Raw genomic sequence first — 15913 nt, forward strand, 5'->3', positions numbered from 1 at the left:
TTTCTGATCCCTCCTTCCCCTTCTTTCCAGATCATCAGCACAACTCAATAAACGCTCATGTCTTTTACATATAACTTTTTTTATTTATTATCGATTATTTTTTATTATTTTTTGAATGTACAAATATTTGCCAAAAAATTTAAAGGAAGATGACCTAGCTATCAGGAATATTAATTTCTATGGAATGGCAAGAGAACAGACAGAGGAGTTGATGTATTTGAAGTTATTTTTACCCCTTTTTTTCACTCTAACCCTATTTTTTTCAACCAGTTATGCTAGTGGTATAAATCCTGCCTCCGTAAAGAGTCACGAAATTATTGTAAAACTTAAGCACGAAGCTTCCCTCGCATCATTTGGGAAAGTCGTCTCTCAAAATCATGCATTGGGATATGCGGTGCTTCGTGTCACCACCTCTACTTCGATCAACGACACGATTCAACAGCTTGAACAATTACCCTTTGTGGATTATGCAGAAAAAAACATGGTTTTCCATACAACCAAAGCGCCCAATGATCCCAAGTTCAGCCAACAATATGGATTGAAAAAAGTTCGGGCAGAACAGGCCTGGACGGTCACCAAAGGAAATGCCAATACAATCATTGCCACCGTCGATACCGGAGTTGATTATAAACATCCTGATCTAAAAGAAAAAGTAATAAAAGGTAAAGATTTTGTTGACGATGATAGGGATCCGATGGATGAAAACGGCCATGGAACCCATTGTGCGGGAATTGCTGCCGCTATTACGAATAATGGGATAGGTATTGCCGGCATGGCTCCTAAAGTGAAAATACTGGCTGTTCGCTCGCTTGATGCAGATGGAGAAGGATATTTATCGGATATAGCTGATGGGATCACCTATGCAGTTGACCAAGGAGCAAAAGTAATCAATCTCAGTCTGGGTTCCACAGATGATAGTCGTATCATGAGAGAAGCGATTCAATACGCTGTCAATAAAGGTGTTGTTGTCGTCGCTGCTGCTGGAAATAATGATTCTTCCCTCCCTCTTTATCCTGCTTACTATCCCAATGTCATTGCTGTAGGGGCAACAGATGCGAATGATGAAAAGGCGGACTTCTCCAATTATGGCCAATGGGTGGATATCGTCGCTCCAGGTGTAGATATTTTATCGACCTGGTCTGATAAAACTTATCAACTCGAATCAGGAACATCGATGGCGGCTCCTTTTGTTACTGGAGTTGCCAGCCTTCTCGCTTCCCAAGGAAAAAATGGAAAGCAAATTCGAGAAACACTCGAAAGATCAGCAGATCCCATCCCCGGAACTGGACAATATTGGAAATACGGAAGGCTTAATGCGGAAAAAGCAGTAAAAGCGAAGAAGTAAAAGAAAAGAAACGTCCACCTCATTATAAGACAGGTGGACGTCAAGGCTATCCTGAATGTTTCTCCCGCGCTTCGGGATGGGTTCCTTCCTCCGTGACGACTTCTGTACCATCACAGTCACTCCGTAAGGAACCCATCCCTCCGCTTTATAGAAAACTCATCCCTCTGATGATGTTTCTCGGCAACATGAGAACCTGTTGACAATCCGGTTTTTCTTTTCCAGTAAGGAAAATCGGCATATAACCGATACTTTGTCAACAAACTGAACGTCCACCCCATTATAAGTCAGGTGGACGTTTTTTCATTTTCTTCATGTGTACTAAATTCTCTTCAAAATGAACTGGAAGGGAAAGGGATCAGGAATTCATGAACAACCAAATAATCCCCACAATAAAAAAGAGTACGCTGACAATGCCTAGAATTTTGGGCAGATATTTCATCACTTTCCCCCTCGATCCTACTTTAACTCCACAATGGTAACGCCTGCTCCACCTTCACCATGAGAGCCCAAGCGGAATGATTTCACACTCCGATGGTTGCGCAGAAAGTTTTGTACCCCTGTACGGAGAGCTCCTGTTCCTTTTCCATGAATGAGTGAAACGTATTTGAGTCCTGCCAGAACAGCGGCATCCAGATATTTGTCAATTTCCACAATCGCATCCTCAACCATTTTTCCACGCAGATCCAGTTCTGGTTTGACATCGACTGATTTCCGCTGCACCGAAGTCATCACTTTCGTTGTGACCGAAGAGCCTGCTGAAGCTTTTTTCTGCAATTCATTATGATGCAATTTCATTTTAAGAATACCCAGTTGCACGAGATACTCATCTTGTCCCAAGCTTTCGACAACGGTTCCTTTTTGATTGAAACGAGGGACAAAAACTTCATCACCCGGCTCCAATGGTTGATCCTGTTGTGGCTGGCTAATGATCTGCTCAGGATATTCCACATCCGGAACAGCTTCAGACAATCGTTTTTTCGCTTCAAACAATTGGTGTTCCTTGATTTCTTGCGGACGTTTTTTCGCCCATTCACGCAATTCTTTTAATACCTCTTCTGCTTCCCGTTCTGCTTTTCTTACAATCTCTTGTGCTTCCTGTCTCGCTTTTTCTTTTAAACGGGCTTTTTCTTCTTCCCAATGTTGCAATTTTTCCTTGAGCTCACGAACAAGCTGTTCCGCTTCCTTGCGCAAACGTTCTGCTTTACTTCTCTCTTCTTCAGATGTTTTACGTTCCTGAGTAAGTGCGGCAATCATTTCTTCCAATCGATTTTCATCCTGTGAGAGGTGCGACTTGGCGACTTGAATGATCGACTCAGGTAGCCCCAGGCGCTTGGAAATTGCAAATGCGTTACTTCGTCCAGGCACTCCAATCAGCAGTCGGTAAGTGGGCTTGAGTGTTTCAACATCAAACTCCACACTTGCATTGATCGCGCGCGGATGTGTGTGTGCAAATAATTTGAGCTCACTATAATGTGTGGTGGCCACAACCGAACAGCCCTTTTCAATCACATGCTCCAAAATGGCAGTCGCCAGTGCAGCCCCTTCCGTGGGATCTGTACCTGCTCCCAATTCGTCAAACAATACAAGACTTCGCTCATCCAATTGCTTTAAAATGCGAATGATATTGGTAAGATGACCGGAAAATGTACTCAGGTTTTGCTCAATGCTTTGCTCATCGCCAATATCTGCAAATACACCGCTATAAACAGGTATTACACTTCCTTCTTCTGCAGGAATGGGGAAACCGGATTGGGCCATCAATGCCAGCAATCCAATCGTTTTTAACGAAACCGTTTTTCCTCCAGTGTTCGGACCTGTAATAATAATGGCTTGATAACTCTCTCCCATCTCCACATCAATTGGAACAACCTGTTCGGGATGAATAAGTGGATGACGGGCCTGTTTCAACCTCAGCTTTCGCTCTGTAGACAAGACAGGTACGACCGCTTTCATAGCGTTTCCAAACCGTGCTTTAGCCAAGATAAAGTCCAACTCAGCCAGAATGGTTACATTTTGTTCCAAAGCATCTGCTGCTTCAGCCACCAGATTGGTCAATTCCTGCAAAATACGTTCAACTTCTTTTCTTTCCTTCAATTCACATTCTTTCAATTTGTTATTTAACTGAACTACTGCTTCAGGCTCTATGAACAGGGTGGCTCCCGATGAAGATTGGTCATGAACAATCCCACCAAATGCACCCCGATATTCTTGCTTAATGGGGATCACATAACGATCATAACGCTGTGTAATAATTTGTTCTTGCATCATTTTTTGGTAATGTGGATTACGAATGATTTGTTGCAGTGTATTGGTGATTTGCTGTTTTATGCGATCCATTTCGTGACGAATTTTGGCTAATACCGGGCTGGCATGATTGACGACCATTCCCTGTTCATCAATACAATAGAGAATTCTTTCTTCCAGGGTATCACAAGGAATGATTTTCTCTGTCAAACTGCGCAAAACAGGCAAAGCAGCTCGCTCTTCATCAATTTGTTTCAGGAGTGATTTGCTTTTACGCCCCGCTCGAATCGTACTGGCGACATCCAATAATTCCATTTCATAAAGCATGCCTCCCACACGTGCCCGACGTAAAGAGGCTCGTATATCCCGGATCCCACCAAGAGATACATCTCCCTTTAAACGAATCAAATCAAAGCCTTCCGCTGTAGCTTGCAATCGGTTCTGGACTTCTTGATAGTCAGCCGAAGGCGTGATTTGTTCGACTTTTTCTTTCCCCAAGGTAGATGATGTATATTGTTTTAACATCTCTTTTACCTGACTGTATTCCAATGGCTTTAATGTCCAGTTCTCCACGCCTCCATCTCCCCGTCTTTATTTTATTTTTAGCTCCACTTATTATAACACGACTTTCCATCCTCTATTTCTGACTAAACCGATTTCATTCGATACAAAATAACGATACATAAAGTTTGCTGACAAAAGCTTCATTTTTTAGCGTCGGGATTTCTGTTGCGCTACCGCCTGTACAACGTCGATAGCGCCAGATTCTTCGGCGTTATGGAATAGGCAGAACGACAGGCTTAATTTAAACAGGAGGTGAAAGAATGAACTTTTTCCGTCATGTTGTCCGTTTTGCTGTGTCTGCAATCGTGCTTCTCACGATCAGTACACTCGTTCCCGGCTTTTCGATTACCGGATTTTGGACCGCTCTTCTTGCATCCCTTGTCATTGCGGGATTGGGATGGGTGATCGAATCGGTTTTCGGCAAAGATATTTCTCCTTTTGCACGTGGCGTTGTCGGTTTTATTGTAAGTGCGGCAGTCATTTATGTAACCGCATGGCTTGTACCAGGCATCCGTATTACCTTTTTTGGCGCCTTGATTGCTTCTTTGATCATCGGCTTCATCGATTTGTTTGTGCCTGCACGTGCCCGTTTTTCCTAACACGAAAAATCGAGCCAGATGACTGGCTCGATTTTTCTTTTCAGGCAACGCTGTTATTTACAGAAAATATGCTTTCCAATTCGTTTAATCTGAGGACGGCTCCAAATCCATTTGGATGTTGCGCGAGCAGGATTGAAATAATATAGTGCTCCCCCAGAAGGATCCCAACCATTCAGGGCATCCATCACGGCTTTTTTCGCCGATTCATCGGGTTGCAACCATATTTGTCCATCTGCCACAGCTTCAAAAGCCAACGGTTGGAAGACAATCCCTGTGATGGTATTGGGAAACAGCTCACTTTCGAGTCGATTCAATATGACGGCCGCAACTGCCACTTGACCAACATATGGCTCACCACGGGCTTCGGCATGTACGGTTTTGGCTAACAACTCAATATCCTGTTGAGACAATCCATAGGAGTTTTTAACCGGTCGAGGTCGGTTCGTACCTTTCGCTGGTACCTTGGGAGCCGGTTTTTGTTGTTTCCAATTCTTTGTCGCTAAGTATAATTTGCGCTTCGTTTCTGCCCCTACCAGTCCATCCACCTTCAGGCCAAAACGATATTGGAATAAACGAACCGCATTTTCTGTCCGTTCGTCAAATACACCATGGACAGGCCCTGTATAAAACCCGAGAAACTTCAAGCGATTTTGCATTTCCCATACATAGCCGCCACGCGCCCAGCGCCTTAAAATAGGAGTGGAGACAGAAGTGATGCCTGGGCGCCAGTTTTTGGTCGCTTGCCACAGCTTTAATTTCGTTTTGGAACCCACAATCCCATCTGCCCGAAGACCAAATCTTCCTTGGAACCAACGAACCGACTTCAGTGTCTGATATCCAAAATACCCATCGATCTTGCCACGGTAATACCCGAGAAACTGTAGACGTCCTTGCAATTCCCTGACATCTCGCCCACGAGAACCTATTTTTAAAGTCCCTGGGCCAAAAGAAGAAACGAATGTGTTGGAAAAAGGGAAGGCTTCTACTTTTTGCACTACCATTTCTGTAGATAACAGCGCAAAAAACATGATGCCGATCAATAACCTTCGCCATATCATAGCAGGATTTCAACCCTTTCCAGGTTGGAATTCTGCTGTTATTATGCCTTTAATCGGTGGGGATATGCAGAGGCAGGAGAACACCTTTTTCATCATGAACGCAAGCTAGCTTTTTTTGAGCGCGTTTTTTAGTTGATGAAATGAATAGGTGTTAATCACATCCTGTTTCTCCAGCCATCCTCTACGTGCTGTCGCAATGCCAAAAATTACTTGTGAAAATCCTTCCGTCGCATGTGCATCAGTGTTGATCGTAAACTTGAGCCCGTACTCCTCTTTCGCTCTCTTTAACAACTCATCCGATAAATCCAGCCGGTACGGATTTGCATTCAGCTCAAAAATTGTTCCTGTTTCCCTGGCATGACGGAAAATCACATCCACATCCACTTCATAGGGATCTCGACGCAAAAGTAGCCGTCCTGTTGGATGAGCGATGATATGAACATATGGATTTTCCATGGCCTTCACAATACGGCGAGTCATCGTTTTCTCATCCTGATGAAATTGACTGTGAACTGAGGCGATAACCAAATCCATCTCTTTTAGCAATTCATCTGGATAGTCCAATGTTCCATCAGGCAAAATGTCGACTTCCGTTCCTTTCAAGATTTCAATGCCAGGTAATTGCCGTTTGACCTGTTCGATTTCCTCCCATTGTTCATAAACTTCATCGATCGATAATCCACCGGCCACTTTTAAAGAGCGAGAATGATCCGTAATCGCAATATATTCATACCCGCGTTCCTGAGCCGCTTTCGCCATGGAATAAATCGTGTCGGTTCCATCGCTGTATAGGGTATGCAGATGCAAATCCCCCCGATAATCTTCCAAACGAATCAATGTGGGGAGCCTTCCCGCTTCGGCTTCTTCCATTTCACCCCGATCTTCCCGCAGTTCAGGCGGAATCCATGGTAACCCCAATTGAGCAAAAAATTGGGCTTCCTGAGCAAATTTCATCGTTTGATGGGTCTCAGGATCATAAATGCCATACTCACTGACTTTCCAACCAAGTTGTTTGGCACGCTGGCGAATCCGCACATTGTGCTCTTTTGATCCCGTGAAATGATGAAGTGCGCTTCCAAATTGATCCGGACGAACCAGCCGTATATCCACTCCCATCACGATTCCTTCCACTTCCACCACGATACTCACCTTGGTTTCTCCTTGTCCCACCACTTGCCTTACTTCCGGGATGGCTATTATTTTTTCCGCAACCACGATGGGATCACGAGTTGCTACCACAAAATCAATATCTTTAATCGTTTCCTTCCATCTGCGAATACTCCCTGCCAATTCAAAACGCTCAATTTCTTCCATTTCGCTTAAATATGCCTGTACTTTCTCCGCTACTCTTCGTGCTTCATGCAAATGATATCGCTCCGGTCTTTTGGAAAACTGCTCAATCGCCTCCAGGATTTTTTGCTCCTTTTTAGGGCCAAATCCCGGAAGAGAGCGAATTTCCTGTTTTTCTGCAGCCGCTTTCAACTCATTCAGATTGGTAATTTGAAGCTGTTTATAAAGAGTAGCGATTGTCTTGGGGCCAATACCTGGCAAATGGAGCAGATCAGGGAGATCAGGGGGCAATTGTTCCTTCAATTCTTCCAATTGTTTACAATGGCCTATCGAAATGATCTCACGAATGACTGCTGCTGTTCCCTTTCCAATACCCGATAGCTCTTCCAAACGGTCTTCGATCTCCGCAATCGCCACACGGCTGTTTTCGACGGTTCGGGCTGCTTTGCGATAGGCTTGCACTTTAAAAGTGTTTTCTCCTTTAATTTCCAATAAATCAGCCAGTTGATGAAGAATATTCGCTATGTATTTGTTTTTCATACACTTTCTCCCCTTGAAAGAAACGAGAGTCGGCATAATACCGACTCCAGATGTATAACGCAAATCAGATTGTTAACCAACGTTGCAAATCAGCTTAAACATTTTGAACCCATATAAATAAAAGTTGATATTAATTATTTTTATACAAAAACAGGCTTTTTAATCCTTCAGTCAAGTCGGGAGTGATCTTTAAAATACCTTGAGAGATCCATGAAGCTTCTACCGCTCGTTGCCCTGTTTCCCAAGGGAAAAGATGCAGAATATGAACGAAGAGGATCAAGACGATCAGGTTTTTGATGAGAGCAATCAGCAAACCGCCGATTTGATTCGTCTGTCGCAAAACAGGCAGCTTGAATACTTGTCCGACGATTGGACCAAAGAGTCTAAGCAGGAACTTCATGCCCAAAAAGATAAGGAAAAAAGCAACAATCGACGACAAAAGCTTGTCCACTGCCAGTAAAGACAATCCGTTTCTCTCCGGTAAAATCAATGATCCGATGTCAGGAGCCAAATCGTCGTTAAACATATAAGCAAACCAGAGTGCAATAAACCAGGATAGCAAAGAATATAGCTGTAAAAACAAGCCTTGTTTATAACTCATTATACTTGAAAAGAATATATAGATGACCAGGAAGATATCCAACATATTCATCATTCAAATCCTTTAAGGTTGTTCATCTTCTACCAAATGTAAGATTTCATCATATTCCTGTTTCAAACGTAAATACTCATCGGCGATATTGACAGCAGACAGGACTGCTAGTCGTGTCATATCGAGCCGAGGATTCACATTCGCTATTTCTCTCATTTTTTCATCTACATGATTGGCTACCCGTCGTATATAACTTGGGCTGGCTTTGCCAACAATTTGGTACTGTTGACCATAAATTTCTACATTCAATCGGTTTTTGGTCATGAAAATAACCCCCTTCCCACTGTGAGACACCCGTATTCAAAAAGGAGGGATCATGTTGTTCACCACAACGAAATGATCCCTCTTGTCGTCTCCTTCTTTATCTCAACCTTGCTCCCACTGTTTTTTCCAGATGATTGATCACTTTGTCATGAACAGCCTGTACTTCATCATCTGTCAAGGTGCGATCCTTTGCCCGATACACAAGGGAGTAAGCTAAATTTTTCTTCCCTTTTCCAATTTGTTCACCTGTAAACACATCAAAAAGTCTTACAGACTCTAATAATTCACCAGCAGCTTCTTTAATTCCTGCTTCTACTTCCCTGGAAATCACATCTTCATTGACAACGACCGCCAAGTCACGTGTGACCGCGGGATAGCGAGGCAGCGACTGATACGTAATGGTTTCAGCTGCTGCCTGGCACAGACGGGCCAAATCGATCTGGCAAACCACTGTATCCCCTAAATCATGTTCTTTCGCCAGCTTTGGATGCAGCTGACCAAAAATAGCTACAATTTCTCCATTGATGAGTAACTCTGCCGAACGTCCTGGATGCATTCCTGTTGGGGATGCGGCTCTCACTTCATATTGGTCAATCCCCAGGCGGGCAAGCAAGTTTTCAACAATTCCCTTCATCACAAAGAAGTCTCCACCTGGTAGTGCTTTTAAATTCCAGGTAGCAGGCCGAAATGCTCCAGTGATTAGCATCGCTAACTCATAACGCTCTTCTGGCAACTTTGTGATCTTTGCATCTTGGGTTAGATAGGTCGATCCCATCTCAAAAATGGCTACATCCTGATTTCCATGATTGATATTATATACAGCTGTTTCAATTAAGTGGGGTACCAATGTCGTCCGAAGTACAGAGCGTTCCGAACTCATCGGCATGGCCAATGCGATCGGACGGGCTTCTGGATGGAAAGAAGCCACTTTTTGGTTGGTTTCAGGCGAAGTCAAACTGTAAGTAATCACTTCATTTAATCCCAGGCTGCGCAAGGTCTGCCGGATAATACGGCGGATCTTTTGTTCCTTGGTCAATTTGCCAGGCATGTTTTTACCTGACAACAATGTGGAAGGGATCCGATCATAGCCATAAATACGGGCAACTTCTTCAATCAGATCCACTTCAATGGTCACATCCTGGCGTCGTGTGGGAACCTGTACGATATACTCACCATCTTTGAACTTGGCCTCGAAGTTCAAACGCCGGAAAATATCAAGCACTTCCTGGCTCTCAATGGGTACACCCAACAGTCTGACCAAACGGTCATGGCGCAGGGAAACCACGACATCCTCTACATCACCGATCCGCTCCATGGTAACATTGGAGCCGACTGTTCCTCCAGCAATCTTTTGAATAAGCTGTACAGCCCGAGTCAATGCCGGAAGAATGCGATCTGGATCCACTCCTCTTTCAAACCGGTGACTTGCTTCAGAACGAAGTCCCAATTTCCGAACCGTTTTTCGGGTAATGACGGGATCAAAGAAAGCCGATTCAATCAGAATCGATGTGGTCTCAGGAGTCACTTCAGACGATTGACCTCCCATAATTCCCGCAATTCCCAGAGCCTCTTTGCCATCTGTAATCAACAAGGTTTCATCGTCACACGTACGGGTTACTCCATCCAAAGTTACCACCTTTTCTCCCGCACGCGCCCGGCGGACCACAATGTTGCCATTTGATATCTTGGAATAGTCATACGCATGTAAGGGTTGTCCCGTTTCAATCATTACATAGTTCGTAATGTCAACGATATTGTTAATCGGACGAATGCCTGCGGAGATCAAGCGATTTTGCATCCATTGCGGCGAGGGTCCCACTTTGACGTTATGGATCACTTGTCCTGCAAAGAACGGACAATCCTCTTCGGCTTCAATCTGAATCCGGACAGGCCATTCTTTTCCTTTCACTTTTTGCTCTTCTACATCAGGCAGTGTCAGTTTACGATCAAAAATAGCCGCGATTTCAAATGCCACTCCAATCATGCTGAGACAGTCTGACCGGTTCGGAGTCAGCTGCAATTCGATCACTTGATCATCCATGCCCAAGTACTTTTTCACATCTTGGCCAATGGGTGCATCTTTACCCAATACCAGAATACCTTCCTGCTGTTCTTTCATTAACATTTTATCGGGTATGCCCAGTTCTTTGGCTGAGCATATCATCCCTTGTGATTCCACTCCGCGCAGTTTTGCTTTTTTGATTTTGACACCACCTGGCAGCGTCGCGCCTACCAAGGCAACAGGTACATGTTGCCCTTCTGCTACATTGGAAGCCCCACATACAATTTGTAACATCTCATCTTTACCAACCAACACGGAACAAACTTTCAATCGGTCGGCTGCGGGATGAGGCTCTACTGCCAATACTTTTCCCACCACTACATTTTTCACACCATTATCTCGGGTGTAAATCACTTCTACTTCAATTCCCGTCCGGTTCAGTTCTTCTGCGATATCCTCTGGCGAAATTCCCTTGAGATCGACATATTGACTCAGCCATTCATATGAAACAAGCATCTTTGTTCCCTCCTATTCCGATTGGAATTGGCGCAAGAAGCGCAAATCATTGTTGTAGAAATGACGAATATCATCAATTCCATACTTGAGCATGGCAATCCGTTCAATGCCCGCACCAAATGCAAATCCTGTATAACGTTCCGGATTATACCCGGATTTCTCCAATACACGTGGATGAACCATGCCTGCTCCTAAAATTTCGAGCCATCCTTTTTTCGGATCATAAATGTCTACTTCTACACTGGGCTCTGTGAATGGAAAGAAACTGGGACGCAGGCGAACTTCAGTATCTTCTCCAAATATTTTCTTGATGAAAGTAAATAAAACGCCTTTCAATTCACTCATTGATATGTTTCGATCCACTACAAGTCCTTCGATTTGCATAAATTGATGCGAATGGGTCGCATCATCACTATCTCTTCGATACACCTTACCCGGACAGATGATCCGAACAGGCACTTCTCCCTTTTTGGCCAACATCGTCCTCGCCTGTACACTGGAAGTATGTGTTCGGAGCAGAATTTCCGGAGTGATATAAAAAGAGTCTTGCATATCACGCGCAGGGTGATCTTTCAAGAAATTAAGCATTTCAAAATTGAACTTATCTGTCTCAACCTCTGGACCTTCAGCGATTTCAAATCCCATTCCAATAAAAATGTCTTCCAATTCCTCAATCACAGCCTGCAATGGGTGGATGGCTCCCATCGGAAAAGAAACGCTAGGCAAAGTCACATCAATGGTTTCCTCTTTCAGCTTTTGCTCCAATTTCGCTTCTTCCAATTCGCCCTCTTTGGAGGAAATCAGTTCTTCCAATCTATTGCGAATTTCGTTGGCCAAAGCGCCTACTACCGGCCGTTCTTCAGGGGATAAACTTCCCATTCCCCTTAAAACACTGGTCAGTTCACCTTTTTTACCAAGAAATTTGATTTTCAGCTCTTTGAGCGTTTCGAGATCATGGGCTGATTTGATCTTGGCTTCTGCCATTTTTCTGAGTTCTTTCAATCGCTCTTGCATCCCGGATACTCCTTTCAAAAAACCTCTATAAAATAAAAAAATCCCACGTCCCAAGGGACGAGAGATTCGCGGTACCACCCTTATTGGAAAGTGAAAAAATGCCTCACTTTCCCACTTCCTTGTGATAACGGTTAACCCGGTACCCTCTACTAAGCACTTCAGCTGTTCAAGGGACTGCTCCAGAGTGAATTTCAACAGCCGCTTCCTTAGAGATGCTTCCAGTCGCTGGCATCTCCTCCCTGAAAGGGCGCACTGCCTACTTGTCTCTATCATCGCACCATTTCATATTAAAATTTTTACTACATTATATACAAAATATTTACACGGTGCAACCGACTGAATCACTTACCCACGAAGATATTGCTGGCGAATACGCTCATACAGCAGGATGGCGCTCGTAATCGCCACATTTAATGATTCTGTGCCTCCCGGCATCGGAATCATGACCTGTTCATCCACAAAAGAAAACAGGGCAGGATCCACTCCTCTTCCTTCGTTCCCCAGCAAAATAGCAACTTTGGATGGAAAGGTATATTCAAAATGCCATTTCCCTGCATGTGGAGAGGTGCCAATAATATGGATTCCCCGTTCTTTCAAGCGAGGCAAACATAAAGACAGGTCGACTTGCACCAGTGGAAGTCGAAAGATGGAACCCATAGCCGCACGCACCACTTTGGGATTGTAAGGATCAACGGTTCCTTTCCCGATAAAAACACCTGTTACTCCTGCTGCTTCTGCTGTCCGCAAAATGGTTCCAAGATTTCCCGGATCTTGAATGGCATCCAGTAACAGAAAAATGGATCGTGATGGTGCATGGGCCAATAGCTCCTCTTCTTTCCACTCTTTCATATGGATTTCTGCCGCAATCCCTTGAGGAGATTCTGTTTCCATCAATGAATGAAATAGAGAAGAGGAAAGCATATATATGGGTGCGGATGTATTCAGCTGTTTTACTTTCTCTTCCTGCTTCTCATCAACGATCAAGGAACGGATCGGCACCTGGGCTCGAATGGCCTCGGAGACCAAATGTTCACCCTCAACCAGCAGGGCCTGATATTTCATGCGCCCTTTTCGGGAATGCAACTTCTTCCAACGCTTCATTTGTTCATTGTGCGAAGAAGTAATCTGAATTACTTTCTTATTCATTGTCACTCACAGTCGCCTCTTCCAATTTTTGCAAATCATTATTGTGACCGATTACTACCAGATTATCCCCGGCATAAATCACATCCGTGGCTGATGGGTTAATATTGTAATTGCCTTCCCGCTTAATGGCCATTACATTACAGTTAAAGCGCTGGCGAATATTCAACTCCTGCAGTGTCTTTCCATTAAAATACTTTCCGGCTTTTACTTCAATAATACTGTAATCATTGGATAACTCTACATAGTCCAAAATATTCGGGGAAATAAGGTGGTGTACAACACGAACCCCCATATCCCGTTCAGGGTAGACGACTTTATCTGCCCCGATTTTTTCCAACACTTTCCCATGCAAATCATTTCTCGCTTTGACCACAATTTTTTTAACACCCATCTCTTTTAAAATAAGGGTGGTCATAATACTGGATTGAATATCTTCACCAATCGCAACCACGATCACATCAAAATTACGAATCCCTAGCGCCTTTAAAGCATTTTCATCCGTCGAATCCGCTTCAATGACGTGGGGAATGATTTGCGCCATATCCTGTACACGACTGGGATCGCGATCAACGGCCAATACTTCATATCCCATGGAATGCAATGTTTGCGCCACACTGCCACCAAAACGCCCCAAACCGATCACTGCAAATTGTTTGTTCACGTTTACACCCCCATTATGTATAACTTTATTATATCCAACTCAAATTTTGGATAAAGGGGAAGGAAATAGCCAAAGCTATGAACAAATTGACATGTTTGGAGGGAAAACGGTGAACTTTAATGTACGTGGTGCAGTCATTCATAATATCCGGAATTTGAGCACCCAGGAGCTGCAAGATCTTGTCCAGGACTCCATCCAGCAAGGAGAGGAGAAATTATTACCCGGACTGGGCGTCATTTTTGAAGTGATCTGGAAAAACAGTTCTCCTACGCAACAACAGCAAATGATCCAAACCCTTCATCAGCAATTGAGCAACCAGCCAGCTCCTTCTCCCATTGCCAAACTATGACAAAAACAAGCCCCAAATTCAGCAGATTCCGCTGTTTCGGGGCTTTTGTCATTTGCTATTAACAAAAAGGGCCAAAGCCACCATAGCCGCCATCAAGCCCCTCCTCCCAACCAGAACAGGCCAAAGAAGATTAACAAAAACACGATGATAGCAACAATTACCCACCATGAAAGCCCAAATCCAAAGCCTCCAAACAATCCCTTGGTTTTCGCTTTCGTCATGTGCATCTCCTTTCTATCCAACCATTCCCTATTAATGTATGTCACATCCAAAAAACGGGTTGGACAGTTATACAATATGAAGATGCCTAAACTTTCGAATATGGATACGTTTCCACAGCCTTCGCGATGGTTTCTGATGGTGTTGCTCAGCAAAATGAGGATCCACTCTCAAAAAAACCGGTTTTCCTTTTCCAGTCAAACGTTGCTCGTAATGATAGAACGTGAGTGAAACGGAAAAGGAAAACCGGCATTTAATGAAAAAATATGGAAAAATCTCTAATCTTTACTTGGCTTTATTTACAGAACGATTTGCCTTGAAACAAAGCCATAAGAACAAGGTGATGAGGATAAAGGCTACCAGTGCCAAAAAAGGAATCGTAATAAACCCAAACCAGTCGATATAGTCTTTCGAACAAGGAACCCCTACTCTACAAGGCTCCAATACAGCGAGTGCCGGTACTTTTTGTATCAAGTAATGATAAAGAGAGATGCTCCCGCCAATGATTGACAAAGGCAAAGCATATGGGATGATCCGTACATCGCTCCGATATGAAGCGATTCCTAGCAAAATCACGAAAGGATACATAAAAATCCGTTGATACCAGCATAATGTGCAAGGAACAAAACCGGCTACTTCACTAAAATAAAGGCTACCAAACGTCGCTACCATCGATACAATCCATGCAAAATATAGACCAAACCGCTGAAAAATCTGGCTCATTTTTTATTCAACGCTTCCTCAATCGCTTTTTTCAGTTCGTCATACTTCAAGGCAGAATCAAGTTTTTTGCCATTGACAAACACAGTAGGAACAGAGTCGACCTGATGGGTTTGCGCCAACAGGTTATCTGTATCGACGGAGCGTTTGTACGTATTGTTTTTCACATCTTGAACGACCTTGTTCGCATCAACGCCTGGAACATGCTTTTTCACCAATTCGGCAATGCGTTCAGGTGTAATCCACGCTTCACTCTCTGGACCTTGGTTGCTATAAACGGCGTCATAAAACTTCCAAAATGCTTCCGGATTTTGCTTGTAAATCGCTTCTCCAGCCATTGCACCTGTAATGGAGTCTGGCCCCAGAAAAGCCATATTGACAAAATGAAGTTGTACCTTACCTGTATCAATAAAATCTTTCTTCAACTGGGGATAAATCTCATCATGAAATCTTTTACAACTCGGACACTTAAAATCACCAAACTCGACCAATTTCACAGGTGCATCCGCTTTACCGATCGCAGGTTGATCTTTTGTTAACTCACTGACTTGTTCTTTGGCCTGTTTTTCCGATCCAGCCTCTGTTGAATTTTCCAAAAGGTTAGAAACAAGTGCATATAAGCCAAACCCTAATACAACGAGCAGCACTGTGACAACGGTCACCAGCTGCATATCTATTCCTTTTTTCTTTTGATTCGCCATCAAATACCTCCTTCAAAGAATCTGAGCAC

The 15913-nt window shown here is 43.7% G+C and carries 15 protein-coding genes, 1 pseudogene and 1 other annotated feature; of the genes and pseudogenes, 3 read left to right on the forward strand and 13 right to left on the reverse strand.

Annotation, left to right across the window (positions count from 1 at the left end):
* The first annotated feature begins 211 nt into the window (after positions 1 to 211).
* Positions 212 to 1345 (forward strand): S8 family peptidase, encoded by a 1134-nt coding sequence (locus tag BMZ78_RS02725; RefSeq protein ID WP_425263905.1) that lies wholly within the window; start codon positions 212 to 214, stop codon positions 1343 to 1345.
* Positions 1346 to 1801: 456 nt separating this feature from the next.
* On the opposite strand, the gene BMZ78_RS02730 is transcribed toward BMZ78_RS02725, so the two are convergent.
* Positions 1802 to 4162: an endonuclease MutS2 gene (locus BMZ78_RS02730; protein WP_093227824.1), complete on the reverse strand. Its 2361-nt coding sequence runs from the start codon at positions 4160 to 4162 to the stop codon at positions 1802 to 1804.
* Between the two features lie 251 nt (positions 4163 to 4413).
* Here BMZ78_RS02730 and BMZ78_RS02735 point away from each other — a divergent pair, with 251 nt between their 5' ends.
* The gene (locus BMZ78_RS02735) at positions 4414 to 4752 is read left to right on the forward strand and encodes a phage holin family protein (protein WP_093227825.1); all 339 of its coding nucleotides are present in this window, start codon (positions 4414 to 4416) and stop codon (positions 4750 to 4752) included.
* Positions 4753 to 4805: 53 nt separating this feature from the next.
* On the opposite strand, the gene sleB is transcribed toward BMZ78_RS02735, so the two are convergent.
* From sleB to BMZ78_RS02775, 9 genes and pseudogenes are all read right to left on the reverse strand, one after another.
* Positions 4806 to 5501, reverse strand: coding sequence for a spore cortex-lytic enzyme (sleB, locus tag BMZ78_RS02740; RefSeq protein ID WP_425263908.1), 696 nt, complete (start codon positions 5499 to 5501; stop codon positions 4806 to 4808).
* An 18-nt stretch (positions 5502 to 5519) separates the two neighbouring features.
* Positions 5520 to 5810, reverse strand: a pseudogene (locus BMZ78_RS19455) (peptidoglycan-binding domain-containing protein); the annotation flags it as partial.
* A gap of 105 nt (positions 5811 to 5915) precedes the next feature.
* On the reverse strand, positions 5916 to 7640 hold the full coding sequence (gene polX, locus BMZ78_RS02745) for a DNA polymerase/3'-5' exonuclease PolX (protein ID WP_175482253.1): 1725 nt from the start codon (positions 7638 to 7640) through the stop codon (positions 5916 to 5918).
* A gap of 130 nt (positions 7641 to 7770) precedes the next feature.
* Positions 7771 to 8292 carry a CvpA family protein gene (locus tag BMZ78_RS02750; protein WP_175482254.1) on the reverse strand — a complete coding sequence of 174 codons (522 nt, stop codon included), beginning with the start codon at positions 8290 to 8292 and terminating at the stop codon, positions 7771 to 7773.
* A 12-nt stretch (positions 8293 to 8304) separates the two neighbouring features.
* Positions 8305 to 8556 carry a cell division protein ZapA gene (zapA, locus tag BMZ78_RS02755; RefSeq protein ID WP_093227830.1) on the reverse strand — a complete coding sequence of 84 codons (252 nt, stop codon included), beginning with the start codon at positions 8554 to 8556 and terminating at the stop codon, positions 8305 to 8307.
* Between the two features lie 97 nt (positions 8557 to 8653).
* Positions 8654 to 11074 (reverse strand): phenylalanine--tRNA ligase subunit beta, encoded by a 2421-nt coding sequence (gene pheT, locus BMZ78_RS02760; protein ID WP_093227831.1) that lies wholly within the window; start codon positions 11072 to 11074, stop codon positions 8654 to 8656.
* A 12-nt stretch (positions 11075 to 11086) separates the two neighbouring features.
* Positions 11087 to 12088: a phenylalanine--tRNA ligase subunit alpha gene (gene pheS / locus BMZ78_RS02765; protein WP_093228292.1), complete on the reverse strand. Its 1002-nt coding sequence runs from the start codon at positions 12086 to 12088 to the stop codon at positions 11087 to 11089.
* Between the two features lie 50 nt (positions 12089 to 12138).
* Positions 12139 to 12370, reverse strand: a binding site (T-box leader).
* 63 nt (positions 12371 to 12433) lie between these two features.
* On the reverse strand, positions 12434 to 13234 hold the full coding sequence (locus BMZ78_RS02770) for a TrmH family RNA methyltransferase (RefSeq protein WP_245739729.1): 801 nt from the start codon (positions 13232 to 13234) through the stop codon (positions 12434 to 12436).
* Positions 13227 to 13895: a potassium channel family protein gene (locus tag BMZ78_RS02775; protein WP_175482255.1), complete on the reverse strand. Its 669-nt coding sequence runs from the start codon at positions 13893 to 13895 to the stop codon at positions 13227 to 13229. The genes BMZ78_RS02770 and BMZ78_RS02775 overlap by 8 nt, the downstream gene beginning before the upstream one ends.
* 109 nt (positions 13896 to 14004) lie before the next feature.
* Here BMZ78_RS02775 and sspI point away from each other — a divergent pair, with 109 nt between their 5' ends.
* Positions 14005 to 14244 carry a small acid-soluble spore protein SspI gene (gene sspI / locus BMZ78_RS02780; RefSeq protein WP_093227835.1) on the forward strand — a complete coding sequence of 80 codons (240 nt, stop codon included), beginning with the start codon at positions 14005 to 14007 and terminating at the stop codon, positions 14242 to 14244.
* Between the two features lie 92 nt (positions 14245 to 14336).
* On the opposite strand, the gene BMZ78_RS19320 is transcribed toward sspI, so the two are convergent.
* The 3 genes from BMZ78_RS19320 to BMZ78_RS02790 form a co-directional block, all read right to left on the reverse strand.
* Positions 14337 to 14465 (reverse strand): hypothetical protein, encoded by a 129-nt coding sequence (locus BMZ78_RS19320; RefSeq protein WP_281244526.1) that lies wholly within the window; start codon positions 14463 to 14465, stop codon positions 14337 to 14339.
* 283 nt (positions 14466 to 14748) lie between these two features.
* Positions 14749 to 15186 (reverse strand): disulfide oxidoreductase, encoded by a 438-nt coding sequence (locus BMZ78_RS02785; RefSeq protein ID WP_093227836.1) that lies wholly within the window; start codon positions 15184 to 15186, stop codon positions 14749 to 14751.
* Positions 15183 to 15884: a DsbA family protein gene (locus BMZ78_RS02790; RefSeq protein ID WP_093227838.1), complete on the reverse strand. Its 702-nt coding sequence runs from the start codon at positions 15882 to 15884 to the stop codon at positions 15183 to 15185. The genes BMZ78_RS02785 and BMZ78_RS02790 overlap by 4 nt, the downstream gene beginning before the upstream one ends.
* Positions 15885 to 15913 lie beyond the last annotated feature (29 nt).

It is taken from the genome of Thermoflavimicrobium dichotomicum (assembly GCF_900114055.1).
GTDB classification, from domain to species: Bacteria; Bacillota; Bacilli; order Thermoactinomycetales; family Thermoactinomycetaceae; genus Thermoflavimicrobium; species Thermoflavimicrobium dichotomicum.

Coding starts and splice junctions, on each gene's coding strand:
- BMZ78_RS02785 (WP_093227836.1), bottom strand. CDS start 15,186: ATGAGCCAGATTTTTCAGCGGTTTGGTCTATATTTTGCATGGATTGTA.
- pheS (WP_093228292.1), bottom strand. CDS start 12,088: ATGCAAGAGCGATTGAAAGAACTCAGAAAAATGGCAGAAGCCAAGATC.
- BMZ78_RS02725 (WP_425263905.1), top strand. CDS start 212: ATGTATTTGAAGTTATTTTTACCCCTTTTTTTCACTCTAACCCTATTT.
- BMZ78_RS02770 (WP_245739729.1), bottom strand. CDS start 13,234: ATGAATAAGAAAGTAATTCAGATTACTTCTTCGCACAATGAACAAATG.
- BMZ78_RS02750 (WP_175482254.1), bottom strand. CDS start 8,292: ATGAATATGTTGGATATCTTCCTGGTCATCTATATATTCTTTTCAAGT.
- BMZ78_RS02735 (WP_093227825.1), top strand. CDS start 4,414: ATGAACTTTTTCCGTCATGTTGTCCGTTTTGCTGTGTCTGCAATCGTG.
- pheT (WP_093227831.1), bottom strand. CDS start 11,074: ATGCTTGTTTCATATGAATGGCTGAGTCAATATGTCGATCTCAAGGGA.
- polX (WP_175482253.1), bottom strand. CDS start 7,640: ATGAAAAACAAATACATAGCGAATATTCTTCATCAACTGGCTGATTTA.
- BMZ78_RS19320 (WP_281244526.1), bottom strand. CDS start 14,465: ATGACGAAAGCGAAAACCAAGGGATTGTTTGGAGGCTTTGGATTTGGG.
- BMZ78_RS02790 (WP_093227838.1), bottom strand. CDS start 15,884: ATGGCGAATCAAAAGAAAAAAGGAATAGATATGCAGCTGGTGACCGTT.
- zapA (WP_093227830.1), bottom strand. CDS start 8,556: ATGACCAAAAACCGATTGAATGTAGAAATTTATGGTCAACAGTACCAA.